The sequence below is a fragment of the Clostridium weizhouense genome (assembly GCF_019431045.1).
GTDB classification, from domain to species: Bacteria; Bacillota; Clostridia; order Clostridiales; family Clostridiaceae; genus Clostridium; species Clostridium weizhouense.
In genome coordinates this window covers 1-25,938 of the sequence record NZ_JAHXPT010000004.1, presented here as the reverse complement: position 1 = coordinate 25,938, position 25,938 = coordinate 1, and the positions used below count along the sequence as shown (strand labels likewise).

Below are 25,938 nucleotides of genomic sequence, written 5' to 3'. Positions count from 1 at the left end.
TAGTTTTACATATACCTTCAGCATCATTAATTATAGTATACTAAAATATTTCAATATTAGTCTATAAAAATTAAAAGATAATATAAAAATAAAATTTTAATTTAAGTTCAAATTTTGAAAAAAGTTTAATATATGAATAAGTAAAAATAGAAAGAAATTAAACTTAGAAATATTGAAATGAGTTACATCCTGATATAAGCATATGTTTAAAATATGCTTTAATTTAAGTGAAAAGCGAGTGATAAAGTGAAAAATTATTATAAAATACTTGGAGTTTCAGAAAGTGCTAATAAAGATGAAATAAAAAAAGCCTTTAGAACTCTAGCAAAAAAGTATCATCCAGATAAAAATAAAGATAATAAAGATGCAATAGAGATGTTTCAACAAATAAATGAGGCATATGAGATTTTAGGAAATGAGTCATCTAGAGAGGAATATGATAAGAAGTTAAATCAACATAATTCTAATAGTAAAAAAAGTGATGGCAAAAATAGTAGCAAAAAATCACAAGCTAAATCTAAAGAAAACTTTAATAAAGGTGATGCTTTAAATGAGTTAAATCAATATTTTGAAAGTTTTTTTGGATTTAATGCAAATAGTGATGATATTGATAGGAGTAAATTAAAAAATAATAAAAATCCTATTGATACAAGTAATATGTTTAATAGTTTTTTTAATTTAAAGAAATAAAAAAAATTTACCTAAAGTATTAAAAAGTAATGGAGTGGTTACTTTGAAAAATAATCAAAATAACAAATTAATGTTTAGTATTCAATTAATAAATGTCTTTATAGGGATAATTATAACGTTAATATTTGGAATAATTTATATAACAATAGAGTCAAATGAACTTAAAGGAATACTTTTAGGTTTATTAATTATATTAGGAATTTTTATATTTATAAATTTATATAAAAGAATACACAATCAAAATTATATAGAGAAAAGCAACAATATAAGTAGTATTGAATTAGTAAATGAAGACAATGAAATTATAAATCAATGGTCAATAAAAGAAAAAATTTCTTTTATTATTGGAAAGAGTAATGGAGAGAATGAAGTATTGGTAGATTTAAATAAATCTATTTATTCAACGTTAGTTGAAGATAATCATGCTGTATTAAATTATGCTGCTGGAACATGGTATATAGAAGATTTATCTATAGAAAGTGGTGTTTGTATACAAAAAATAGATGATGGTAAAAAATATAGACTTGTAAAAAATACTCCTTGTAGCTTAAAAAGAGGAGACATTATATTTATTTCAAAAGTGAAATTATTACTTAGATGAATGGAGTGATTATATGTCATTAATTAGATGTCAAAATGGTCATATGTTTAGTGAAAGACGCTATGGTCCAATATGCCCTTATTGCAATATAGATACAAGTAAAAAAGAAAACAAAAAAGAACTTGTACCAGAAGTAGAAGAAGTAGAAACAAACCTTTTATACCAAGAAATAGAGCCGGTTTGTGGATGGCTTGTATGCATTGAAGGCTGTAGAGTTGGAAAAGATTACAAGATAAAGAATGGAAAAAATTTTATTGGTAGAGCTGATGATATGGATATACAAATAATTGGAGATAATTATATAACAAGTAGAAATCATGCAGTTGTAGTATATGATCCAAAGAAGAAAAATAATGTGTTACTTCCAGGTGATTCTTCAGGTATTGCTTATTTAAATAATGAACCAGTCTATATGCCAACACAGCTTTCAACTTATGATGTTATAGAACTTGGAAAGAGTAAATTTTTATTTGTACCGTTTTGTGGAGAGCATTTTGAATGGCAAGATAAAGAACAGAGGTAATTTAAATGTTATTTATAAGTAGATATGATTCAAAAGAAGCAGTATTTATATTGATAATATTATTATTTTTATTATGTGTAATAAAGCATATATTATTTAAAATTATGAATAAAGAAAATATAAGTTTAGTTAAATATTCGCATACAGGTTATGAAGAAATACAAGAAGATTACTTTAATATAAAAGAAAAAAATAATGTACTTTTAACTGTTATGGGTGATGGGTTAGGAAAAAATGAAGCAGGAAGAATTTCTAGTATTACTGCTGTAAAAATAATATCAAATTTATTTTTGAAAGAATATAGTAATGCAAACGTAAGTTACTTTTTTAAAAAATCTATTAATAAAGCAAATAATGAAATACTTAAAAGAGTAGAAAAAAATAAAGGTGGTACAAGCATTTTAATGACAATTATTGATCAAGAAAATTTGTATTATACATCTTTAGGAAATTTAATGTTAGCTATTTTTAGAAAAGGTCAACTTATAAAATTAAGTGAAGGTCATTGTATGAATGAGGTGGCAAAACAAAAATATTATGAAGGAAAACTAGAAAAAATAGAAGCACTTAAAGTTTTAAACAACAAAAAGGTTTTATATTACCTTGGGCAAGAAAATCTTAATAGTGTAGAAATGAAAATTGATAGTATTAAATTAGAAAAAAATGATTTACTTTTGATTATGAGCAAAGGAATTTATGAAGAAATAAGATGGGTAGATTTTGAGAATATATTAAATAAAAATAAAAAAGATATAAATACGGCTTTAAATAAAATCATAGATGAAATAGAAGAGCATGAAAATACTCATAATGGAAGCATAATAATTATAAAAAAGAATATTTAAATTAAGTGAGATACTATGTTTTAAAATAGTATTGATATTGTAATATAAAGCTCATGGACAAGGCTGAAATAAGAAACTTGACTCATATACATTCGTCCAGTAAGTTCTAGGGACAAAATATGAAATTGCACTCTGTGAAAGTTCGAAGAACCAAATATAAAATTTGGATTCTCACTTTTGACTATTACTTAAAACATAGAGTGAAAATAAGCACATTTTAATAAGTTAGGGTGAGACAAATGAGAAAATTAAATTCAAAATTTAAGACAAGCTTTATATCAGAAGAAGGAACGTATCTTCAAAATAAGGATTATTTTGCATATGTAGAGCTTGATAAATTTGGATGTTATGCTATTGCAGATGGAATTGATAATGACACGAAAAATGAAACAGCTCAAATTGCAGTAACAACATTTATTAAATTATTTACACAAAATCCTACTATGAATAAATTTACATTAAAAAAATACTTAAATAAGGTTAATGAAGAAATAGTAAGTGTAAGTAAAAATGTAAGACTTAAAGCTTCTATGACAATAGCAATAACTAATTATAGTAAAGTTAGATACATCGTTATAGGTAATTCAAGATTTTACTTTTTTAAGGATGGATACTTAAAAGAAAGAAGTAAGGATTTATCTTTAACACAAGAACTTAGTGATAAAGAAATCATAGCTTTAGATAAGGCAGCTAAGCATATAGAGAGAAATAATCTTTCTTGTTACTTAGGAGAAAATAAATTAAGCTCACCATTTATATCTAAAAAAATAAAACTTAATGATGGAGATGTATTTACATTACTTACAAAGGGTATATGGGAAAATTGTGATGAAAAAGAAATAGAAGATGCCTTAGAAGGAGCAACAAAGCCACAAGAAGTTGCTGATAGAGTTGAAGATATGATTTTATCAAAGCAATTAAATAAGTTAGAAAACTACACGTTAGCCGTGACATTTGTTGAAAAGGCATATATAAATCCAAAGAAAAAAGCTATGATAAAGAAAATTTTGTTTGCAGCAATTCCAATAATTATAGTTTTAGTTATAGCATTAGTAGTATTTAATATAAAGCAAAATAAAAAACGAGAAGAAATTGCATCTATGAATAATTATGTAACTGAAGCAGCTGGATACATAAAAAATGAACATATTGAAAAGGCAAATTCAAAATATGAGGAAGCATTAAAAATAGCTAATAAATATAAACTTAAAAATGACATAAAAGAAATAGATGGAGAATGCAAATATACAGAAATAATACTTGAAGGTGATAAAAAGCTTGAAGAAAAGAAATATAATGAGGCATTAGATCAGTACTTATTAGCAATGAAAAAAGGGGAAGATGTTGATGATAATGCAAGAGAGTATATTTTAAAGAAAATAGATATAGCTAAAACATGTATAAGTGTTGCTGATCTTTTAGAGCTTGCAGATAGTCAGTTGGAAGCTGGAAAAGTAGCAGAGGCAGAAGTAAATTATTTAGAGGCTAAAAGACTTGCTTCAAATTATTATTTAAAAGATGAAAAACAAGAAGCTATAGATAAACTTAAAGAAATATATGAAAAGCAAGGTAAAGAAGCAGAAGCACAAAAACAAGAAGAAGAAAAGGCTAAAGCTGAGGAAGAAAAAGCAAAAGAAGAAGAAGAAAAAAATAAGGAAAAAGAAGAAAAAGCTAAAAAAGAAGAGGATGATCTTCAAAGCAAAGCTATAGACCTTAGAAAAAATGGTGATACGCAGTATATAGCAGGAGATTTTGTTGGAGCAAAGATGTATTATGCTTTAGCCAAAGAAGCTTTTGAAAAAATAAATTCAAATAGTTTAGCAAATGAGTTAGAAGAAAAGATATCTCTTATGGATAAAAAGATAGAAAGTCAATCGCAAACAAAAGCTGAAGGAGATATATATTTAAATGAAGCTAATGAAAGATATGTTAAAGGAGATATTAATTCAGCAAAAGTTTTATACACATTAGCAAAAGATTCTTATACTCAAGTAGGACTTACAGAAGAAGTAAAATCAATAGATGAAAAATTAAAGGTATTAGATAAAGAGATAGCTAGTACAGGTGGTAAAAATGAATAGAATTTATGAAAAATTAAATGAAATAAATGATTTAAACGAAAGAGTACTATTAAAAAAAATAATGAATAGTGTATTTACTTCATTAGAACAATATAGCGAAGAGAGATTTAATGATTTAGAAGAAAGAGTTTTTGATGAAATACAATATCTAGAAGAAAAATACAATGTTTATTCCACAATAATTGATAGAAAACATTTAGATGTAACTAATGAATTTTTATTTCCAATGATAGAAGAGGATTCTGAGGAAAAAACATATGATTTAAAAACAATTATAGATAATTTAAATAATAATCTATATTCTAAAATATTTAATGTATTTTTAAAATGCGATTATGGAATGTTTAAGAAATTCATATCTGAGAATCTAGAAATAACAGGAACAATTGAAACAAATAAAAAGATTCATAAAGCTTATTTTAAAGTAAAAGAAAATACTGAATATAAAGAAAAAATAAGTACACTATATAAGTCTTTCATAAATAATAATGTTATGTGGAAAACAGTTAATATGCCATATATTAATAAAATAGCACAAATTTATCTTACAAAATGTGAAGATCAAATAGATAAAGAAGAAGAAATTATAAAAATTCACATAGATTTTGGTGATTATAATAAATATATAAAATATGATATGGTGCCACTTTGGAATATTAAAGAGATTAAATTAAAATGTACAGGATTTCCAGCAGCTTGCGTAGATAAAGTAAATTATGAACATGATATTTCAATTCAAAAAGAGGGAATGAATCATGGTTACTTAATTAATTCTAATAAAGAATGTATAGATTATGTCACAATAAAAAAAGATTATATTAAAATAATTTCAAAGATTTCACATTCATTTTTATGGACAGTTTATAAGATTGTAAATTATAAAGAAGAGAATAATTTAAAATACGAATATGAACTTATGAGTAATTATAAAAATGTTAATTTTTCAAATAGATTTTTATTTAATAATAGATATATTATAAAAACAAAAAGTGAAATAGCAAAACTTATAAATTCATTTCAAGTATCAAAACATTTAGAGTTTAGAGATTTAAAAATAGAAGAAGTTAAATATGATTTAGGTAAAGAAACGTATGATTTTAATGATTTTATAATAGATGAAATAAGAGAAGATAATATTAAAAAATCTTTGGTTTTATATTTTGAAGCAAAGGATAAAGATTACTATTTAAATAATGATATTTTAAGCTTTTTGACATCAGAAATACAATTAATTTATCCAGAATATAAATGTGAAGGAAGATTAATATGAATTACATTTATGACATCTTTATAAAAGCAATAGAAGAAAATATTTCAATAGAAAAAATAAAATTCAAACAAGCTGAAATATATAGTCCTTATATGGAATTATCCATTTCAAATATCAATTCAAATAGATTACCACAAGATGAATATATTGAAATAAATGCTTTTTATAGATTTCAAGAGATATTTCAAGAATTGTTCAATATTAATTTTAAAGAAAATACAGAATTAAAAAATGTGCTATTTGATATACTAATTCACTATTTGTGCGAGTTAGATTTAAAACAAGGATTAAATAAAAATGAATTTTATAAAAAGTTTTTATTTGAAGACATAATAAATAATGTATATGGAGAAGAGTTAGCTAAAAACATAGTTTACTTTAATAAAGAAGAAAAAGATATATTTTTAAATAGCTTTATAACATTATATAAAACAGGAACTTCATTGCAGCTGTTTAATAAAACTTTATCAAAAATATTTAGAGATAGTACAGTGTATTTAAATAAAGAAAATCCAAAAGATCTTTATATTTATTTAGGTAAATATAAAGATGAAGTCCTAAAAGGTAAAATAAATGCAATTATAGATACATTTTTACCTATAAGTATGAAGATTCATTTGTTTTGGGATAAGCATTTTGGAATTTTAGGTTCTGATAATACCATGAAAATTAATGACATAGTAATGATTGAATAGATTTATAGGAGGAAAAAATGGGGTTATATACTTACAAGTTGCATAAAAAACAGGAAGAAAGTATTTCAAAAAGATATAAAGAAAAAGATTTAATTCTCATGACAACTTTTCAATTAAGAGAGATATGTAATAAAGAAAAGTTAATAAAAAGTATAATAAATCCTTTAGATAAAGAAGAACTTATAAAACTTATTATGAAGTATAGGGGGGAAAAAGATAGTCGATTAATAAATAATTATGTAGAAGGTGGAATAGAAAGAATAGAGAGGTTTATAAAGAGAAGTAGTAAAAGAGAAATACAAAGTAATATTATAGACTATTCTGGAAAAATAGTAATTTATAAAGATTTATCACTTGAAATATACGATGAATATGAGTTAAAGGGTAATAAAGAACTTGAAGAAGGAAATGTTCTTTTAATTGATAATAGTTTTAATGTTTCTACTGTACTTAATATTAAAAAGGTTAAAAAACATAATGAATATAAATATTTTTTAGTAAAGGGAAAAGATGTTTTTATTCAAGAAAATGAAAGTAAATTTTATAACCTAATGTTTTTACCTCAAAAAGAATCAGAACTTCTTTATGATATATATGAAAATAAGGTAGATTTTAAAAATTATGATTTAGAGTATTCATCTGTACCTATTTTGCAACTTGAAATAAAAGAATTAGAAGAAACAACAATGCCACTTGCTATAGATTTTGGAACTTCAAATACTACAGCTGGAATTTATATTGATAAGGAAGTATTTCAAGGATTAAATGATAATTTAATTAGAAATTTAGAATATTATGAAGATGATAAAGTAAAATTAGTAAAACTTTTAGATACAACAAAAAAAGATTATAAAATAACACCACTAATTCCAAGTGTAGTAGGAGTTAAATACATAAATGAAAACGAAGATACTATTAAATATATATTTGGATATGATGCTTTATTTGCATCAAAGAAGAGATATGTTGATGATAGTTTAACAGTTTTTTACGATATAAAAAGATGGATAAGTAACTTTGAAAAAAGCGAAAAAGTAATAGATATTCATGGAAAAACAACATTAATAAAAAGGAAAGATATCATAAAAGCATATTTAGAATATGTCATATCATTAGCAAATCAAAGATTTAAATGTAAATTTAAAAATATTTATATTTCATGTCCATCAAAACAAAAGTATAAGTTTCATAAATTATTTGAAGAAGTATTAAGTAGCTATAATGTTGATAGCAAAAATATGTTAGAAGAAAGTGTTGCTGTTCTTTATAACACAATAAGTGACTTTATCTATAGAGATAAGTATTCAAGTGGAGATGAATACAAAGCATTAATTATAGATTGTGGAGGGGGAACTACAGATCTTTCAGGATGCAGCTTTAGCATAAGAGATAATAGAGTTTCGTACAAGATAGATATAGAAACATCTTATGAAAATGGAGATACAGATTTTGGGGGAAATAATCTTACATTTAGAATTTTACAATTTATAAAAATATTAATGGCAAATGCATTGGTCAGAGATAATTATTTAGAAATAAAAAAAGCAATAGTAGATGAATTTAGGATAGATATATTTAGGAATATAGATAAGTATGGAATTTCTCAATTATATGAAGATTTAAACAGTGAATATGAAAAAGCTGAAGAAATAATTCCAACAAAGTTTAAATTATATGAAACTAGAAATAAAGAGGACTATTGTAAGGTAAGAAATAATTATTATTTTCTATTCAATTTAGCAGAAGAGATTAAAAAAATATTCTTTAGTAATCCAGAGCTTATAAAGATAACACTAAGTCCAAATGAAGTAAAAGAAAATTTAGAACTAATCGATAATGCACAAATTATATATGATAAATGGAAACTATCATATATAAAAGATGAAAAATTACAAATTATAAAAGAGGCACCAATATTAACTCTTACGACTTATGAAATAAGTACATTAATAAAAGGTGATGTATATAACATAATAAAGAAATTTTTAGAGACTTTATATAAAAATGATGAACTTTATGAGTATTCATTAATTAAACTTACAGGTCAATCATGTAAAGTAGATATATTTAAGGATGCATTAAAAGAATTTATACCAGGAAGAATAATTGAAATAAACAAAAGCAAAAAAGATACAAGTGAAGATTATGATTTAAAGCTAGCTTGCATTAAAGGAGCCTTAAAGTATCTATATTCTAAAAATTTTGGATATGCTGATATACAAATTCAAAATAATATCCCAACACTTCCATATACGCTTACAGCATTTACACATAAAGGAGACGAAATTACATTAATTAAAAATAAAGAAATCAAAAGAGGTTTTGTTTCAAGATTTATGGATCGAGTTATATTAAAGCTTTATTTAAAAGATAGTGGTAATAATGTGAAATATGAGTATGATTATAAATTTAGTAATGAGGAATTAGAAAATACGGATGCTGTTAGCATTATGGAAAACTATCCTAATATAAGTCAACATGAAACAGATAATATTGAAAATGATGAAATAAAGTTTTTTGTTTGGGCAGAAGAAGAACTTTGGGGATTTTATGTACTAGCTATATTAAGAAAAGAACATGAATTATATATAAGTAAAGAAAAGTTCTTTTATTTTGAAAATGATAAATGGGAGAAAAATTTCTTTGATGGGATGAACTAGTTTTAAAGTTAAGTGGTGAAAGCCGAAATGAAAGGAATACATTTGTTCGGTTACTGAAAGAAGGTGATTTGGTGTTTGAAAATAGGTATCCACTATTTGAGAGTGGTAGACTTTTAAAAATAGATATGCTTAATGAGCTTAGGGATTATCCAAGAATATTTATTGACATAATGCTTAAAGAGTATTGTGATGGAATAGTTTTTGGATGCTCAATAGATGTATTAGATGATTTTTTATTAATAGGAAAAGGAATAATTAAGCATGATGGAATTATTTATATATTAAAAGAAGATACAAAAATAAAATATGCATGTAACAATAAACTTACTGTAGTAAAAGTAAAATTTTTACCAGAAATGGTAGAGAAGGATTTTATAGAAAATTGCACAGAAATTCATTTAGATGATGAAGCTAAGTTAAATGAAAATGAGATGGAACTTTGCAGATTTCAGCTTAGAGAAGGGGCACATTTAAGAATAAATTATACTGGTTTTGAAGATTTATCAACTGAGTATGATACTGTGAATATAATTAATGTTCCTTACTCAACTAAAAGAACAACAGGATTATCACCAATAATTTTAGATATGTTTGGTAGAGAATTAATAAAGTGCAATATTAATGAAGCATGGGACATAACTTTTGCTACTATGTGTATTCAAAATAAAGATTCAATTGAAAAAGATATAATAATAAATTATTTATTATATAAGCTAAATATTCAAGAAAGGAATTATTCAAATGAAGAATTATATTTATATCTTTTAGAGATATTAAAAAAACAAACAGAAGATTTAGGAATGAATAATAATCATAAGAGAGGAAGATTTAAAAAGATATTGATAGATTAAATATGATTAGAAATATAGGGCAAAGATTTGATTAAAAGATATTAGATTATACAGTTATGTAATATAAGATGGAGGATACATATGATTAAAAAAATATTTAAAATATTAGTTATTTTAATAATATTTGTAATGAATACAGGTGTTGTACAAGCGGATGATTCAATAGAAACATCAAAAATAAATTGGATTGAGGGTCCAAAGACTGTAGATGTTGGTAATAATTTAGCAAAGCTTGATTTATCTAGTGAATATATTTTTGCAGATGGAAAAGATGCAAAAAGTATAATGAAAACAATTGGTAATAGTGTTAGCGGTATGGAGCAAGGTATAGTATTTTCAAAAGATACTAATGAAGAATGGTTTGTTTTATTTGAGTTTAATAATATGGGATATGTTAAAGATGAAGATTCTAATAAGATAGATTCAGATAAATTATTATCACAAATAAAAGAAGCGACAGAAGAAGATAACAAGCAAAGAAGAAAAGATGGAAATAATACTTTGGATATAATAGGCTGGGATGAAAAACCGCATTATGATCCAAATACTCACAATTTAACTTGGTCAGTATTATGTAGTAGTGAAGGCGAAAAAATAGTTAATTATAACGTAAGAATATTAGGTCGTGATGGAGTAACAGAAGTTACACTAGTTGCAAATAAAAATGAGATAGAAAGTGTTAAGCCTAATTTAGACTCTATAATTAGTAATTATTCTTATAAGGAAGGAAAAAGATACACTGATTACATAAAAGGGGATAAAGTATCTAAAATAGGTGGATTAGCAGCATTAATAGCAGGAGGTTCAGCAGCATCAAAGGCAGGGATATTTGCAAAAATATTTATTGTATTTAAAAAGATATGGATTTTAATTGTAGTTGGTATAAGTGGTGTTTTTAGAAAAATAAAAAATATATTTAAGAAAAAAGATGATGAGTTTAACTTATAACAAAAACTAAAAATAATAAATAAACAATTTGAGAGGAGAAAATAAGAAATGTCAAAGATTAATGTAATTATTGTTGATACAACAGGAAATAAAGAGAGAAAGGTTGGTCTTCCAGCTGATATTAAAATAGGTATTATAATGGTTAAACTTATAGAAAAAATTAAACTTCCATCAATAGGACCAGATGGAAATTTAATTAGTTATAAATTTATTCATAAAGTATCAGGAAGACAGCTTTTAGAAACTCAAACACTTTATGATGCACAAATAAAAGATGGTGATGTTTTAAGACTTCAACCAGAAATAACAGCAGGTGCATAATATGGAGGAAACTTTAAATTTAGATATTAATGAAAATAGATATTCAAGATTTGAACTTATACCTTGGTGGAATCAAGAACTTTTACATAATTCAACTATTATGGTTGTTGGTGCAGGTGCTATTGGTAATGAACTTATTAAAAATTTAGCATTATTAGGTATTGGAAAAATTTTAATCATTGATATGGATAAAATTGAACAAACAAATTTAACTCGTTCAATTTTATATAGAATGAGTGATGTAGGTAAATATAAAGCAGAAGCAGCTGCTGAAAAAGCAAGAGAAATAAATCCAGATGTTAGAGCAAGTTCACTAAAAGCAAATGTTGTTACTGACATAGGTCTTGGAGTTTTCAGAAAAATGGATATTGTTTTAGGTGGACTTGATAATCGAGAAGCTCGTCTGTTTATTAATCAATCTTGCTATAGAGTAAACAAGCCCTGGATTGATGGAGCTATTGAAGTGTTAAATGGATTTGCAAGAGTTTTTGTGCCACCAGGTCCATGTTATGAATGTACAATGACGGAAAATGATTGGAATTTAATTAATAAAAGAAAATCATGTGCATTACTTACTCATGAGCAAATACTTGAAGGCAAAACGCCTACTACGCCAACATCATCTTCTATTATTGCTGGAATTCAAGTTCAAGAAATGCTTAAGTTATTACATAAAGATAGAAATTTTCCAACTCTTGCTGGAAAAGGTTATGTATTTAATGGTTTAACACATGATTCTTTTGTAGTTGAATATCAAAGAAAAGATGACTGCATGAGTCATGATACATACGAAAATATTAAGGAAATGCCATGGTCTGCACGAAATATTTCTATTAAAGACGCATTAAATCAAGCAAAAAAAGACTTAGGAGATAGTGCGATTTTAGAATTTGATAGAGAAATTGTGACTATAGCAACTTGTAATTGTGGTCATTCAAAAGATATTTTTAATGTAGTAAATAAGCTAAGCAATAAAGATATTATATGTGAAAAGTGTGGAAAGACAATGAGATTTGAGACATTTCACTCTATTTATGGACATGAAAATTTTCTTGATAAAAAATTATTTGATATAGGAATTCCACTTTTTCATATTATTAGTTCAAGAAATGGTCTAAAGTATATTCATTATGAACTATCAAATGATAAAAATGAAGTCTTAGGAGGTTTATTTGAATGAATGCAAGACTTAGGAGAATTACAGCAGATTATGAAGAGATAAAAAAGAACTTCGATGGTCATAAAAATATAATCGTTGAACCAATTGGAGTTGAACCAGCTGAAAAATACAAAGTAACTTATTATATTAATGGTATTTATTTGGATAAAGACGATAAAATTGAAACTTTAAACAAACATATTATAACAATTACGTTACATTCAGAATATCCAAGATACAAACCTATTTGTACAATTGAAACTCCAATATGGCATCCTAATTTTAAGGATAGTCAAATTTGCATTGGAGATATATGGGGGGCAGGTGAATCTTTATGCGACATAATTGTAAATATTGGAGATATGATTCAATATAAATCATGGAATTCATTTAGTCCTCTTTGTGCAGATGCTGCAAAATGGGCAATTGAAAATAAACATTTGTTTCCGGTTGGAAATATAAATTTATGGACAGGTGAGGAAGATACAGAAAGTTTTACTTCAAATTTTGATATAGATATATTCAATGATGATGATGAAATAATTGAAGAATGTGAAAATATTAATACTATTGAGACGTTGCAAGATATTGAAGTGTTGCAAGAAGATGAAAATGAAATGAACCAGGATACTTCTGAAATAGCTACAGTAGTAATAGAAGAAACAGACGAAAATGATTTTGATATTACGGTTGAAGAACTTGAAGGAATTGATTTTGTACCAACTGCATCAAGAATGCAAAATAGTCAAGTTACTGTTCCTAAAGGTGGAAAAATTAATTTCAAAACTATATTTTTTAAAGGAATTTTATATGGTTTAATTGGAGGATTCATTGCATGGATATTGCAAGAGGTTATTCCAATTCATGATAATACAATACTGGCTTTAAAGGGATATACACTTGAAAGTCTTATTAATGATGTTAATTTAGGTAAAATTAGTGAGTCACAGTTTTATATAATAAGGAGAAGTGCAATTCTATTAGAATCTTCATTATTTTCTGCGATTATTGGTGGTACTATTGGTGCTGCAATGGGAATTGGTGAAGGTATATATTATGGTTCAAAGAAAAGAGCTATTAAGTATGGATTTATAGGACTTATTATAGCACTTTTTATTGGATTTTGTGGGGGATTCTTAGCGCAATCAGCATATTCCTCTTTATTAAATGATACAACTGAATATACATCACAAGTTTATTTAGGATTTGTAAGAGCTATTGGTTGGACAGTTATGGGAGCAGGAGTAGGTATAGCTATTGGTTTAATTAAACCTGAAAAAATGAGAATAATTAATTGTGTATTAGGTGGTATTATAGGGGGCTTTATTGGAGGATTTCTATTCAACTTTATAGCACAGTCTATTAGTTTAGACATAACAGATACAGGAACAGTAGCAAGAGCAATTGGAATCATAATTATGGGAGTTTTAGTCGGATTAGGTATAGGATTATTAGAACAATTTGCTAAAACTGCATGGCTAAAAGTGATACGTGGTGAGTTTGAAGGAAAGGAATATCTTGTATTTGAAGGAATAACAAGCATTGGAAATAGCGGTAAAAATACAATTGTACTATTTAAAGATAAATTAGTTGCTCCTAAGCATTGTGATATTGTTCAAGAAGGAAATAGATATGTGCTTATAGATAAAGGTTCACCATCAGGGACTTTTGTAAATGGAGTGAGAATAACAAAACATACTTTAAAAAAAGGAGATGCAATTTCACTTGGAAATTCTGTTCTTATATTTAATACAAAATAAGGTAAGTAAAAAGGGGAATTTGTATGAAATTTAAATTTACAATTGCACTTCTAATATGTGTATTATTGATTCCTAAGCATGTTTTTGCTATGAATTTTGTTCCTGAAAATCTTTTTAATTCAGTTACTATTGTTTATACAGATAAAGGTCTTGGAAGTGGATTTGCAATTAATAATAATACTATTATTACTAATGCACATGTAGTTGATACCTTCAGTTCTGTTACTGTTAAATTATATAACGGAAAAAGTTATGTTGGAAAGGTAACTAAAATTGATAAGAAAATTGATTTGGCACTTATTGAAATAAATGAAAACTTAACGCCTCTTAAACTTGTCTCAGAAGATAACTTATCTATAGGAAAAGAAGTTTATGCCATTGGAGCACCAGAGGATATACCATACACAATGACAAAAGGTATAGTTTCAGCAAAGAACAGAAAAATTAAAAATCATGAATATATTCAAATAGATGCATCAATAAACTCAGGAAATAGTGGAGGGCCACTTGTTGATGAAAATGGTGAAGTAATAGGAATAAATACTATGAAAATATTAGATGCAGAAGGAATAGGATTTGCAATAGGAACATCTAAGATAAACGATTTTATTAATAATGTTACACAAGAAAATATTAATACTGATGAGGATGATCAAGATAATGATTTAATACAAAGTGATATAGAAACCAGATATAAAAAAATTGTAGCACAAAATGAAAAATTAAAAATTGCAATTATCATTTTATCAGTATCACTTCTTGTATCAATACTGATTATATTAAAATTGTTAATTAGGAAAAAGCGAAAAGATGAATATGATTTTGAAATAGAAATTGAGTAACCGTTTATGTGTATAAAAAGGAGGAAATGAATAGTGGACTTTATAGGAAAAATTTGTCCTTATTGCAAATCGAAATTTAAAGAAGATGAAGATATTGTAGTATGTAGTGTTTGTGAGATGCCACATCATAAAGAGTGTTGGGTTGAAAATAAAGCATGCACTACATTTGGATGTACAGGAACTATTATGGGAACTGAAGAGTCTGAATATATACATGAAATATTTAGTAATAATTATAATCCATATAATGAAACAAGCATTGATGAAGATATGAGAGCCTTTATTGGAAAAAATCAAACTTATTTTTTAGAAAGATTTAAAAAGTTTAATGTTACTAATAGTAAAGTGAGTTGGAATTGGGCAAGTGCATTTTTCGGAGGACACTGGTATGCATATAGAAAAATGTATAAGATTCAATTTTTATATTATGTATTACATTTTTTAAATTTAATATTTTTAGGAACGTTATTGTCCGATTTAATTTTAAGTGAAAATAGTATATTAATATTACTGATATTCTTTATGCCTTTTGTGCTTTCAGGGGCTTTTGGTAATTATTTATATAATCGTCATGCAGAAAAACATATTAAAATAGCAAAAAACATGCATGAATATATTAAACCAAATTATCTAGAAGAAAAAGGAGGAACCAGTAAAAGAGCCGTATGGGCTATTATTGCTATTATGATATTTTTTAAAATTATTTAAGCTACAACATAAATCTATTGATGAGGTAAATTATGAAAGAAATTGAAATTTTAGAAGATGAAAAAATTAATGAGTGTAATGAAATTATTAACCTTCCTGTTAATTTTGTTGTTGTGGGAGAAATAGATGTTAATGATATTAAGATTTATATCAAGCAAAATGTATATAAGGAAATAGAAAAATTTTCAAAAGAAGATACATCTCATGAACGTGGTGGAATTCTTATAGGAGATTATGCTGAAATTAATAATAAAAAGAATGTTATAATTTCAGGTTTCATTGAAGCAAGATATACTGATGCATCCGCATCTACTTTAACTTTTACCCATGAAACTTGGAATTATATTCATAAGGAACACGAAAGATTATATCCTGAGAAAAAAATATTAGGGTGGCAACATACGCATCCTAATTATGGAATATTTTTATCAGATTATGATATATTTATTCAAAAAAATTTTTTCAACTTATCATGGCAAATAGCTTATGTTGTTGATCCTATAGCAGGAACAAGGGGTTTTTTCCAATGGAAAAACGATAAAGTGGAGAAAACTAATGGGTTTTATATATTTGATGATGTTGAAAATAAAATTGATATAAAGCAAGTAAAATCATATGAGAAAAGAAAAAAAGTCAGTTTATGTTTTATAACAAGGATTTTCTTAACAACTATTTTATTAATATTAACAGTATATTTTGGTATTCAAAAATTTAATGAGATAAGTTCTATTAATACACAAATAACTTCAGAAAAAGATGAATTGGTACAAAAGCTAAAGCAAAGTAATGAGTTAATACAAAAATTACAACAAGAGGACAATCTATCAAAAACAACTAGACAAGATAATGTAGAAATTACAAATGATACTCTAAAACTAAAAGTGTATACAATAAAAGAAGGCGATACACTAAATGAAATTTGTAAAAAAAATAATATTGAATACGCTAAAAATAAATCTACAATATTAAAAATAAATGATATAGAAAATGAAGATGAAATTTATTTTGGACAAACATTGTATTTACCATTAGATTAAGAAAAAGTTTTTAAGTAATCATGGAGATAATTAATTTTCATGAAAGTTATATAAAGTTATGGGAGGATGAAAAATATGGATCAAAGAGTAGATGAAAAAATATTAGATTTTATCAATGCAGCAGAAGAAAAAGAACTGAGGAAAGATATTACAAATGGGTTAGTTAAGATAAACAACAAATTTTATGAGTTTGAAGAAACAGAATTTTTTGATGGAGCTTTAAAAATGTACATACCAAATACATTTGAAGATATGCCTATGGAAGCAAGAAAGCTTAAATATCCATCAGAAAGTAGACCAGAAATAATTAAATGCAATGAAGATGGAAGTATTGCAATAACATTAAATTTTATAGATAGTCCATTAGATGAAGAACATGTTGAAGAATTAAAAAATGGAATGAAAATGGTTATAAGAAAAACAAATCCTGCTAATGTATTTTATGAAGATGGGGTTTTAGAAGTTGATTCTAAAAACATTGGATTCTTTGATTTTAAAAGTTATGCGATAGATGATTCTTTATATAACATAATGTTTTTTCTTGAATTTGAGGAAAAAACATTAATGGGAACTTTTTGTTGCCGTTACAGAGAATATAAAGAATGGAGAGATATTATTTTTGAAGTTTTAAAAAAGATAACTGTAATTAAAAAGAAATAATTTTACTATTAATATGTAAAGTAAAAAAAGTATTGGAGATGATGAAGATGGATTATGTTTATACTTATGGAGATATTATAGTATCAAATTATGAATTTATAAAAATAAATGATTTAAAAATAGAACGTAGAATTAATGAGCATGCCAAACTTTATATTAAGGGGATTATTGATGCAAATCAAGGTGATAAGTATGTTGAAAGTGCTAATGATGAGAGCTTTATAAAAATATCTATAAAAGATGATAAAAATAATATTAAAGATTTATTTCAAGGTCTTATTACCAATATAAGTATTAACATGCTTAATGATATTAGAATATTAGAAATTGAAGCTTTAAGTCAAACTTTTTTAATGGATATTAAAGAAAAAAACAGAACATTTCAGAATGGAAATAGTACTTATAGAGATGTTATAAATACTGTTAATTTAGATTATGATAATGTTCAAATATTAGATGATATTACAACTACATCCAAAATTGATACTTTTATTGTTCAATATAAAGAAACTGATTGGGAATTTATTAAGAGATTAGCCTCATATTTTAATGTATGGATAGTACCTGAATGCCAATTAGGAGACATAAAGTATTCAATAGGTAGATGTGAAAGGGTTACAACATATTCTTTAGATGAATTTAATTATTCAATTAAAAAGGAACTTAGAGAATACAAGGTTAAAGAAGCAAAAGGGATAGATGATTTAGATGATATGAATTTAATAACTTATGAAGTTGTAACAAATAAAATTTTGAATTTATGTGAATCTATTACATTTAAAGGAAGAAATCTATATGTATACGAAGTAGAAATTGAAATGCATAATAGTATTATTTCTAATAAATATAAGTTAAGAGATGAAAAGGGAATGAAGATTGGAAGAATTTATAACAATAAAATCGTAGGGATTTCTCTTAGTGGAACAATATTAGATACGAAAAATGATGTTGTAAAAGTTAATTTAGAAATAGATGGATGTAAAAATTCTGGAACTGAAAGATGGTTTTCATATTCAACAGTATTTTCATCAGAAGATGGCACTGGATGGTATTGTATGCCAGAAAAAGGAGATGCTATAAGGCTTTATTTCCCAGATAATATAGAAAAAAATGCTTATGTTACAAGTTCAGTTAATTTAAAGAGTAGAGATACAGAAAAAAGAGGCGATCCATCAGTAAAGAGTATTAGCACAAAGTATGGTAAACAACTTGTTATGGAACCAGGTGCAGTTAACATAATGGGTGGAAATGGAATGATGGTCAAGATGAGTGATGATGGAGGAATAGAAATAATTAGTAATAAAAAGATAATATTAGATGCACAAGATGATATTGAAATAAATGGAAAAGCTAAAGTATCTATAAGTGGAGATTCAGGTGTTGATTTAACTCAAAATTCAGCTAATTTAAGTATAAAAGATGATGTAACAATGAGTGGGGGAAAGGTTAAAATTGAGTAATTATGATTAAGTATCCAGATAAAGATAAAATATTAGAAGAATTTAAAGTGAAATATGTTGATAATAATTGGGTTAAGGATTTCATTAGAATTGATGAATTTTATAGAAATAATAAAGATGATATTGATACTAAATTAATTGAAAAATTTAATTTAGTATGTGAAAAGTGCATATCTATGCAAAAGGATAACTTAAAAGGGCAGGTTGCGTATATTTATTTCTCTTTTCTAAGGTCAAGTATTATTAAAAAAAAAGGGGAAGTTAGAATTGATTTATATGATGAAAATTGGTTTTTAGATAAACAAGAATGTTCAATAAATATAGAATTAGATTTTTTATATAATTCTCTTTTTGAACTTGAATCAAATTTAAAGAATAGAAAAATGGAATATGGAAGAACTATAACAGATATGGATGTAGAATATATTATTTTAGATGAAGCAGATAAATATCATATTTTAGCAGTTGAATTTTTAAAACAATTAGTAAGTAAATTTATAGAATTTGATTCTTATAAAATTATGAAAAAAAGTAGCAATATAAAAATTCTTGCTGGAGAGTTAATGGATAGTGCAGAAATAATATATGAGAATAATTAATTTAGATGGGAGGATATTATGGATTATTTTTTATTAAAGCAGGATGAAAGATATACTAATACTCCGAGACTTAAGGATATATTTTATAAAATAAATATAAGAAATATAAATAGATTAAATGCTGATAAAATTGATGATGTAATTATATTTCAAGTTACAGCAGAGGAAAGATGTGAATATTTAGATGTGTTAGATAAGCAATTATTTTTAATATCTGAAAAAATAATGAAGATTATTTCTAAATATGACACTGATATTATTTTAAAGATTTTACCACTAATAGATTCTAAACGGGATAGACAAGAAAATTATTATCTTCCTATATTTGAAGATATAGAAGCATTAAGTGAAAAATCAGAATTTAATTTAAATAAAACAATAGTCAAAAAGATAGTTCTTAATAAGAAAAATATTGAAGGAAAAAAGATATTTAGAATAAAAGAAAGTGAAAAAACTCTAATAGTAGTTAGATTAGATGTTGCTGAAAGTTTACTAAGAAGAAAGCCAAGAGGAATATCATTAGAAAAATTAGAAGTTGAATAAAGGAGGGATTAAAAAGTGGCAGATGAAAAATATTACATTGTAAGAGGTGCTAAAATGGTATGCGATAAGGGCTCTAATCAAAGGCATATAAATCTTCCTAATAGTCATGGATCTTACGCAAGTGAAAAACCTATGATGAATAAGAAAGATAATATTGTAGAAAAAAATATAAAATATTTTGGAGTATGCAAAGGAGATTGTCCAGCAGGTGATGGAGATGTTGCGGTAATAGACATGAATGGTAACAATGCTGTGGGAAAGAAGTGTCAGGTTAAAATATTAAAGGATTGGATGCAAACTAAGGAAGATACATTAGTCAGAGGAGAAGAAGCATTAACAACAGATTCATTTTTGGTATGTAAATATGGTGGAAAAATAACCTTTGTAACTACAGGACAAGAAGAATAGAGTAACTAAAGTATTAAAAAATAGGGGGAATATAGAGGATGGGAGCAGTTCATGCATTAAGGATTAAATCTCCTTATAAATTATTGCATGTAGAAGATATTAAAGTTACACATTTACCTAATGAACATGGAAAATTATATTTAAAATGCTTATTAGATGATAGTATTAATTTTAAATATTCTATAGAAGCTTCAACTAAAGATGAAATAATAGTTTATGAAGAAAAAGAAGATGAAAATAATAATTTAGAAGTAGATATTAATAATGTAGATATAAGTAAAAGTGTAGTAGTTTTTAATGGATTAGTAGAAAATATAAAGACAACAAATAAAGATGGTTTATACTATATAGAAATAGAAGGAATATCAAGAAGTTCAGAGATTGATATAAAAGAAAAAAGCAGATCATTTCAAAATGTTAACATGACATATGATGAACTTATAGGAACAATATTAAAAGATTATTCTGGGTTTGGTTTTGTTCAATGTATAGAAGAAGGACAAGCAATAGAAAAGCCAATATTTCAATATAAAGAAACAGATTGGGACTTTTTAAGAAGAATAGCAAGTGAGTTAAAGTCAGAAATATATTGTGATATAATAGATTCAAATAATCTATTATATTTTGGAATAAATAATGGAGAAAATTATGAACTACAAGATAATATAGCATATAAAGCCACCAAAGATTTAAAAACATTTTATAAATCAGGTGGATATGATTTAGGTTTTCATGATACAGACTATTTCTACTATGAGATAAAGAGTAGAGAAAGATATAATATAGGAGACAATATTTATTTCAAGCAAAAGGATGTATATGTTAGTGATTATGAGGCTTTTAAATACCAAGATGAAATAATTTATAAATATAAATTAAGAAGAAAAAATGGAGTATGGCAAACAAAAATATATAATTCACTTTTATGTGGAGGATCACTTGAAGGAAAAATATTAGATGTTCAAGGAGAAGAAGTAAAACTTCATCTTAATATAGATAAAAAACAAGATAAAGGGGAAGGTTCATGGTTTAAGTATGCTCCACCAACAGGGAATGCCATGTACTCAATGCCAGTAGTAGGAACAAGTGCAAGATTATATTTTCCAGATGAAAGTGGAAATGAACCACTAGTTTCAGGGTGTGTAAGAAGTAATGGAAGTAGCTGTGCTAAAACAAGTGATACAACAAAAAGATACTTTGGAACAGAGCATGGTAGTGAGTTAGAAATGACACCATCAGCACTAAATATTAAGGGTGGAAGTGCATCACCAATAAGTATAAGTATTGATGATAATGTAGGAATAAAAATAACAAGTCCAAAGAAATTGACATTAAGTGCAGATTCTGAAATAATAATGAAAACACCAAAAAATGTTAAGATAAATGGTGTAAGCCAAATAAATGCATTAAAAACTAATACACAAAGTGGATTTTCTTTAGAAACAGATTTGAATTTCTTTTCTGATAATGTAATTAAGAATGGAAGCTCTAGCGAACCTTATCCAGATTTTGAGGATGAGCCACAAGCAGGAAAAATACCTGAGCCAGAACCACCAAAGGAAGAAAAGAAAGGATTTAATTGGAAAAAACTAGCTGTAGGAGCTTTAGCAGTAGTTGCAACAGTAGCAGTAGTTGCAGCTGTTGCAGTAGCATCTCCTGTAGGAGGAGCAGTAGTTGCATGTGCAGTTTTAGGTGCAGTTGTATCAGCAAGTGTAGATGTTGGGTGTCAGTTAGCAACAAATGGAGGAGATATTTCCAAAGTTGATCCATATCAAACGGTAATAGCTGCTTGTGGTGGGGCGTTAAGTGGTGCTTTTGCTGCTACTCCTATAGGAGTAGAAGGTCAAATAGCTATAAATGGAGCAATTGGAGGAACGCAAGCAGCATTAAATGGTGGTGATGCGAAAGATATTGCCAAAGGAATTGGGATAGGTATGTTGACTGGTAAATTAGGCGGAGATGGATATAAGCCAACATTGCATTTTTGGAATAGATTATATGTTACTGATGGAGTAAAAGCTGTAAAAGGTGGTGTAATATGGGGAGCAAAAATATCTGGAATTGATACAGTCATTAGCATGGGAAGTAAATTTGTAAAAGAAAAGTATAATGAGATAACACAAAGAAAGGAAGAAGTTCCAAATGCAAATTAAAATAGTAAATATAGTTGTAACTATATTCTTTTTCTTATTGTTTAATGATGAATGTAGGACATGCTCAGCTTATTTCCCAAACAGTAAATGGAAAAAATATATAACTATAAAAAACAATTTATTTGCAGATATTCTTATTGCAAAATCTATATCAAGAGATAAGTTTGTACATTCATTTGATTATAATAAAATGTCCATAGTTGGTTTGATATCATATATATGCATAGGACCTATTAATTTATTTGCATTAATAGTTGGCATACTTAAAAGTGTTTCTCAAGAAAATAATAAGTATTTGATAGATTTATATATTTTAAGTATTGGATTAGTAGGAGTATTATGCATAATATTCATTATAGTTATACTTATCAATACTAAAAAATGTAAGAATAGATAAAATGTAACATGAATGCATGTATTGTAGGAGTACATTTTTAATAGTACATGTAGAGGCTACTCCACATATTTTTTTAAGGGCAGATGTAAAAAATGTATATAAACGAATGAATACAGTTATAGAAGTTCCTAAATTTAATATTAAGCCCAAACTTAATAATAATTCGGAGTTGAAAAATGAATTTGAAAGACAGTTAAGAGTCAAGTTGCATTACATGATCCTAATCAAATAGCTGGTGGAAGCCCTCAAAATGCAATTGGAATGTGAGATATTATTACATGTAATAATAGAGGGAGTTTTGGAATATTAGATTGCCGCCATCAACGGATAGAAGTATTATAGACTGAAAAAGAAATAGAGTGAGATTTTTTCTTTAATAAGTACTATGACTCAAATACAGGGAATATTATCTTAAAAATAATATATAAGTCAAGATAGCAGGTAAGAAAAATTAATTAATCTTACCTGTTTTTCGATTATATTTAGTAGTATGAACCCCAAAAAAGGTATAAGAAATAAACCATCTTAAAATACGAATGATTGCAAATATTGGAATATAATTAAGCGGCTTTGTTTAAAGGGCTATTTTCTAAAAACATTTGTTTATGTATTTTAGGATCTCTTAATTCAAACGGAATTTGATTTCGGAGAACAGCAAATATATAGTTTATAATTTTGTGCATTATAGCTACCAAGGCTACTTTAGCCTTTTTACCTTTAAGGTTTTATTTGATAACATTCTAATAAAACTTTATTTATAGGAATTCCATTACGATTTGTTCTTATAGACTCAAGTGCAACAGCATAGAATGCTCTTCGACCGATTCGTGTTCCACGTTTTGAAAATTTATTTTGATTACCTTTAAATTTACCAGACTCATTAACTGAGCTATAAATACCAAAAAGTCAACAAGGTGTTTAGGATTAAGAAAGCGATTAATATCACCTATTTCAGTCATTAGTGTGATAGCTGTTAATTGTCCTATACCTGAAATAAAATTTATGAATTCAATATTATCCTTAACTGATTTTGGAAAATTATTAGATTCTATAAGAGTCTTAATTTCATTTAATAAGTTACTTATTTCTGATTCAATAGTTTCTATTAATGTCAATGAAGTTGATATTTTTACCGCTAAACCGTGTAACGGCAAGCCAATAACAGTAGATTCTTTAGCAGCATTAATTAACTTTGAATATATTTTTTCAGACTATACAATACCTTTCTTAGATTTGTTAATAAGGATATTAAGAATATCTTGTTAGGTGCTTCTAAGACTGATTGTGGCGTTGGATAACGCTTCAAAATGCCAATTGAATTATTGGTTATTATGTTTGAGAAAACAGTATTGTAACTTGGAAAAATAACTCTTAAATCAGAAGATAATTTTTTCTTAAAAACAGAGCATGTATCTGTAAGCTTATAATATTCTCTTATAAGATTTTTCAATAGGAAAATATCTAAGCTAATGCCTTGAGAAAGCTTAATATTTTGAAATTTTCCTATTGTTGCAATAGATAAAGTATATTTTTTATCATTTTTCACTTTTTTATGTTTTCATTTTTGTTACACTTAGTAATGGGTGGATTGATAACAAACGTGTTATCTAAGTTTTTATAAGATAGTGGAAAAGAGATAAGTGGTACACACCAGTGGACTCCATGAAAATTGTAGTTTTCATGTTAAGCTCTTCTTCCACTTTTTTTATTTCATTAGTTAAGTGATTGAAGCCATTAACATCATGCTTTATCTTAAAAGATTTCTTATAAATATCACCATTCGGTGCGAGTATTGCCACATATGAAAAATCTGCTGAAATATCAATTCCTACTATAGGACTATTAAAAAATTTAGACATTGTATACATCTCCTTTAAATAAAATTTGAGATAGAATAGAACTTCCAATCTATTAGTTAGTCTATAACCTTGTTTGTGACACGGGTAATTCCCCAATGTAAACCCAACCAGCTAAACATAGAATTCTACCTGATGGAATGACACGCTATCTTACCGGTATAAGTTCTAAAAAACTTCCCAAGGAGGTTACATCTATCCTCTATTCAGGAGTATTATACTAAACTATATTTAATTTGGTTAGATTCCTTAGATGAAATTTAAATAAAAAACTATTTTATGTATGAAATGTATATTCCCTAACGGGGCATAAGCAGAGTAATAAATAAGAATATTAAAATTAACAAGAAGTGTAATGTTCGTTAGAAAGATAAATAGTTTTCTATCAAATGTTACAACTAGATTATACAAGTATTCCTGTAATAAAGAGATTTGAACTTTGTAAGAAATAAAAAAAACTGTTATAAATATAGGTGTGAATTGCAAAACACAAAAATATTTATAACAGGAGATTAACTTAAATGAAAAATATTATAATGGTACCTAATACACTAATCTTAGGAATAGATATAGCAAAAGATAACCACTATGGTCAATTTGTTGTGAATGGAGAATATATAAAGAAACCATTCCTAATAAAGAATACCAAAGAATCGTTTGATTGTCTATTAAAAATCATAAAAGAATTGACTATAGAATATGGAACTGTTCATACTCTTGTAGGTATGGAACCGACAGGTCATTACTGGAAGAATATCGCCTACTATTTGAAAAATAGAGGTATAAGCTCTGAATTACGGACAGTTATTATCAAAATTATTGAATAAATTCCATAATAAATTTAATTTTAAATTATTATGGAATTTGCTCT

The 25,938-nt window shown here is 26.1% G+C and carries 24 protein-coding genes and 1 pseudogene; 24 read left to right on the top strand and 1 reads right to left on the bottom strand.

The genetic code is table 11. The features are described 5' to 3' along the window. Positions 1–246: 246 nt before the first annotated feature. From KYD98_RS06325 to KYD98_RS06215, 23 genes are all read left to right on the top strand, one after another. Complete coding sequence (locus KYD98_RS06325) at positions 247–690, top strand: J domain-containing protein (protein ID WP_219778762.1); 444 nt, start codon at positions 247–249, stop codon at positions 688–690. Positions 691–733: 43 nt separating this feature from the next. Further along, entirely contained in the window at positions 734–1,291 is a 558-nt protein-coding gene (locus tag KYD98_RS06320; RefSeq protein ID WP_219778761.1) for an FHA domain-containing protein, read from the top strand. Between the two features lie 13 nt (positions 1,292–1,304). Next, the gene (locus KYD98_RS06315) at positions 1,305–1,814 is read left to right on the top strand and encodes an FHA domain-containing protein (protein WP_219778760.1); all 510 of its coding nucleotides are present in this window, start codon (positions 1,305–1,307) and stop codon (positions 1,812–1,814) included. Between the two features lie 5 nt (positions 1,815–1,819). Next, positions 1,820–2,659 (top strand): PP2C family protein-serine/threonine phosphatase, encoded by an 840-nt coding sequence (locus KYD98_RS06310; protein WP_219778759.1) that lies wholly within the window; start codon positions 1,820–1,822, stop codon positions 2,657–2,659. A 239-nt stretch (positions 2,660–2,898) separates the two neighbouring features. After that, positions 2,899–4,740, top strand: coding sequence for a PP2C family protein-serine/threonine phosphatase (locus tag KYD98_RS06305; RefSeq protein WP_219778758.1), 1,842 nt, complete (start codon positions 2,899–2,901; stop codon positions 4,738–4,740). Beyond that, positions 4,733–6,010 (top strand): normocyte-binding protein, encoded by a 1,278-nt coding sequence (locus KYD98_RS06300; protein WP_219778757.1) that lies wholly within the window; start codon positions 4,733–4,735, stop codon positions 6,008–6,010. Before KYD98_RS06305 ends, KYD98_RS06300 begins: the two co-directional genes overlap by 8 nt. Then, the gene (locus KYD98_RS06295; protein ID WP_219778756.1) at positions 6,007–6,705 is read left to right on the top strand and encodes a hypothetical protein; all 699 of its coding nucleotides are present in this window, start codon (positions 6,007–6,009) and stop codon (positions 6,703–6,705) included. Before KYD98_RS06300 ends, KYD98_RS06295 begins: the two co-directional genes overlap by 4 nt. A 17-nt stretch (positions 6,706–6,722) precedes the next feature. Further along, positions 6,723–9,365, top strand: coding sequence for an Hsp70 family protein (locus tag KYD98_RS06290; protein WP_219778755.1), 2,643 nt, complete (start codon positions 6,723–6,725; stop codon positions 9,363–9,365). Between the two features lie 71 nt (positions 9,366–9,436). Next, positions 9,437–10,216 carry a hypothetical protein gene (locus KYD98_RS06285; protein ID WP_219778754.1) on the top strand — a complete coding sequence of 260 codons (780 nt, stop codon included), beginning with the start codon at positions 9,437–9,439 and terminating at the stop codon, positions 10,214–10,216. Between the two features lie 81 nt (positions 10,217–10,297). Continuing rightward, on the top strand, positions 10,298–11,164 hold the full coding sequence (locus KYD98_RS06280) for a DUF2167 domain-containing protein (RefSeq protein WP_219778753.1): 867 nt from the start codon (positions 10,298–10,300) through the stop codon (positions 11,162–11,164). 48 nt (positions 11,165–11,212) lie between these two features. Beyond that, positions 11,213–11,485: an EsaB/YukD family protein gene (locus KYD98_RS06275; protein WP_219778752.1), complete on the top strand. Its 273-nt coding sequence runs from the start codon at positions 11,213–11,215 to the stop codon at positions 11,483–11,485. A 1-nt stretch (position 11,486) separates the two neighbouring features. Then, the gene (locus KYD98_RS06270; protein ID WP_219778751.1) at positions 11,487–12,665 is read left to right on the top strand and encodes a HesA/MoeB/ThiF family protein; all 1,179 of its coding nucleotides are present in this window, start codon (positions 11,487–11,489) and stop codon (positions 12,663–12,665) included. Next, positions 12,662–14,404, top strand: a complete 1,743-nt coding sequence (locus KYD98_RS06265; protein ID WP_219778750.1) for an FHA domain-containing protein — start codon at positions 12,662–12,664, stop codon at positions 14,402–14,404. Before KYD98_RS06270 ends, KYD98_RS06265 begins: the two co-directional genes overlap by 4 nt. 23 nt (positions 14,405–14,427) lie before the next feature. After that, positions 14,428–15,246 (top strand): S1C family serine protease, encoded by an 819-nt coding sequence (locus KYD98_RS06260; RefSeq protein ID WP_219778749.1) that lies wholly within the window; start codon positions 14,428–14,430, stop codon positions 15,244–15,246. A gap of 33 nt (positions 15,247–15,279) precedes the next feature. Beyond that, the gene (locus KYD98_RS18410; protein WP_219778748.1) at positions 15,280–15,954 is read left to right on the top strand and encodes an RING finger protein; all 675 of its coding nucleotides are present in this window, start codon (positions 15,280–15,282) and stop codon (positions 15,952–15,954) included. Between the two features lie 32 nt (positions 15,955–15,986). Beyond that, complete coding sequence (locus KYD98_RS06250) at positions 15,987–16,991, top strand: LysM peptidoglycan-binding domain-containing protein (protein ID WP_219778747.1); 1,005 nt, start codon at positions 15,987–15,989, stop codon at positions 16,989–16,991. Positions 16,992–17,066: 75 nt separating this feature from the next. Next, complete coding sequence (locus tag KYD98_RS06245) at positions 17,067–17,651, top strand: hypothetical protein (RefSeq protein WP_219778746.1); 585 nt, start codon at positions 17,067–17,069, stop codon at positions 17,649–17,651. 41 nt (positions 17,652–17,692) lie between these two features. Further along, positions 17,693–19,111: a type VI secretion system Vgr family protein gene (locus tag KYD98_RS06240; protein ID WP_219779052.1), complete on the top strand. Its 1,419-nt coding sequence runs from the start codon at positions 17,693–17,695 to the stop codon at positions 19,109–19,111. 2 nt (positions 19,112–19,113) lie between these two features. Beyond that, entirely contained in the window at positions 19,114–19,710 is a 597-nt protein-coding gene (locus tag KYD98_RS06235) for a hypothetical protein (RefSeq protein WP_219778745.1), read from the top strand. A gap of 18 nt (positions 19,711–19,728) precedes the next feature. Next, positions 19,729–20,253, top strand: a complete 525-nt coding sequence (locus tag KYD98_RS06230) for a hypothetical protein (RefSeq protein WP_219778744.1) — start codon at positions 19,729–19,731, stop codon at positions 20,251–20,253. 15 nt (positions 20,254–20,268) lie between these two features. Next, positions 20,269–20,661 (top strand): DUF4280 domain-containing protein, encoded by a 393-nt coding sequence (locus KYD98_RS06225; protein WP_219778743.1) that lies wholly within the window; start codon positions 20,269–20,271, stop codon positions 20,659–20,661. Positions 20,662–20,699: 38 nt separating this feature from the next. Then, positions 20,700–22,814, top strand: a complete 2,115-nt coding sequence (locus KYD98_RS18165; RefSeq protein ID WP_308462442.1) for a late control protein D — start codon at positions 20,700–20,702, stop codon at positions 22,812–22,814. Continuing rightward, entirely contained in the window at positions 22,804–23,211 is a 408-nt protein-coding gene (locus KYD98_RS06215; protein WP_219778742.1) for a hypothetical protein, read from the top strand. The genes KYD98_RS18165 and KYD98_RS06215 overlap by 11 nt, the downstream gene beginning before the upstream one ends. A 560-nt stretch (positions 23,212–23,771) precedes the next feature. On the opposite strand, the pseudogene KYD98_RS18540 reads toward KYD98_RS06215, so the two are convergent. After that, positions 23,772–25,070 (bottom strand): annotated as a pseudogene (locus KYD98_RS18540) (IS110 family RNA-guided transposase). A gap of 533 nt (positions 25,071–25,603) precedes the next feature. Between KYD98_RS18540 and KYD98_RS06205 the strand changes: the two are divergent. Then, positions 25,604–25,894: an IS110 family transposase gene (locus tag KYD98_RS06205; RefSeq protein ID WP_258049674.1), complete on the top strand. Its 291-nt coding sequence runs from the start codon at positions 25,604–25,606 to the stop codon at positions 25,892–25,894. Positions 25,895–25,938: the final 44 nt, after the last annotated feature.

Excerpts from the sequence above, each read along its gene's own strand:
- KYD98_RS06265 (WP_219778750.1), top strand. The coding sequence starts at position 12,662 with ATGAATGCAAGACTTAGGAGAATTACAGCAGATTATGAAGAGATAAAA.
- KYD98_RS06230 (WP_219778744.1), top strand. The coding sequence starts at position 19,729 with ATGGATTATTTTTTATTAAAGCAGGATGAAAGATATACTAATACTCCG.
- KYD98_RS06275 (WP_219778752.1), top strand. The coding sequence starts at position 11,213 with ATGTCAAAGATTAATGTAATTATTGTTGATACAACAGGAAATAAAGAG.
- KYD98_RS06310 (WP_219778759.1), top strand. The coding sequence starts at position 1,820 with ATGTTATTTATAAGTAGATATGATTCAAAAGAAGCAGTATTTATATTG.
- KYD98_RS06235 (WP_219778745.1), top strand. The coding sequence starts at position 19,114 with ATGATTAAGTATCCAGATAAAGATAAAATATTAGAAGAATTTAAAGTG.
- KYD98_RS06280 (WP_219778753.1), top strand. The coding sequence starts at position 10,298 with ATGATTAAAAAAATATTTAAAATATTAGTTATTTTAATAATATTTGTA.
- KYD98_RS06295 (WP_219778756.1), top strand. The coding sequence starts at position 6,007 with ATGAATTACATTTATGACATCTTTATAAAAGCAATAGAAGAAAATATT.
- KYD98_RS06290 (WP_219778755.1), top strand. The coding sequence starts at position 6,723 with ATGGGGTTATATACTTACAAGTTGCATAAAAAACAGGAAGAAAGTATT.
- KYD98_RS06205 (WP_258049674.1), top strand. The coding sequence starts at position 25,604 with ATGGTACCTAATACACTAATCTTAGGAATAGATATAGCAAAAGATAAC.
- KYD98_RS06300 (WP_219778757.1), top strand. The coding sequence starts at position 4,733 with ATGAATAGAATTTATGAAAAATTAAATGAAATAAATGATTTAAACGAA.
- KYD98_RS06315 (WP_219778760.1), top strand. The coding sequence starts at position 1,305 with ATGTCATTAATTAGATGTCAAAATGGTCATATGTTTAGTGAAAGACGC.
- KYD98_RS06250 (WP_219778747.1), top strand. The coding sequence starts at position 15,987 with ATGAAAGAAATTGAAATTTTAGAAGATGAAAAAATTAATGAGTGTAAT.
- KYD98_RS18165 (WP_308462442.1), top strand. The coding sequence starts at position 20,700 with ATGGGAGCAGTTCATGCATTAAGGATTAAATCTCCTTATAAATTATTG.
- KYD98_RS06260 (WP_219778749.1), top strand. The coding sequence starts at position 14,428 with ATGAAATTTAAATTTACAATTGCACTTCTAATATGTGTATTATTGATT.
- KYD98_RS06240 (WP_219779052.1), top strand. The coding sequence starts at position 17,693 with ATGAAGATGGATTATGTTTATACTTATGGAGATATTATAGTATCAAAT.
- KYD98_RS06270 (WP_219778751.1), top strand. The coding sequence starts at position 11,487 with ATGGAGGAAACTTTAAATTTAGATATTAATGAAAATAGATATTCAAGA.
- KYD98_RS06305 (WP_219778758.1), top strand. The coding sequence starts at position 2,899 with ATGAGAAAATTAAATTCAAAATTTAAGACAAGCTTTATATCAGAAGAA.
- KYD98_RS06245 (WP_219778746.1), top strand. The coding sequence starts at position 17,067 with ATGGATCAAAGAGTAGATGAAAAAATATTAGATTTTATCAATGCAGCA.
- KYD98_RS06215 (WP_219778742.1), top strand. The coding sequence starts at position 22,804 with ATGCAAATTAAAATAGTAAATATAGTTGTAACTATATTCTTTTTCTTA.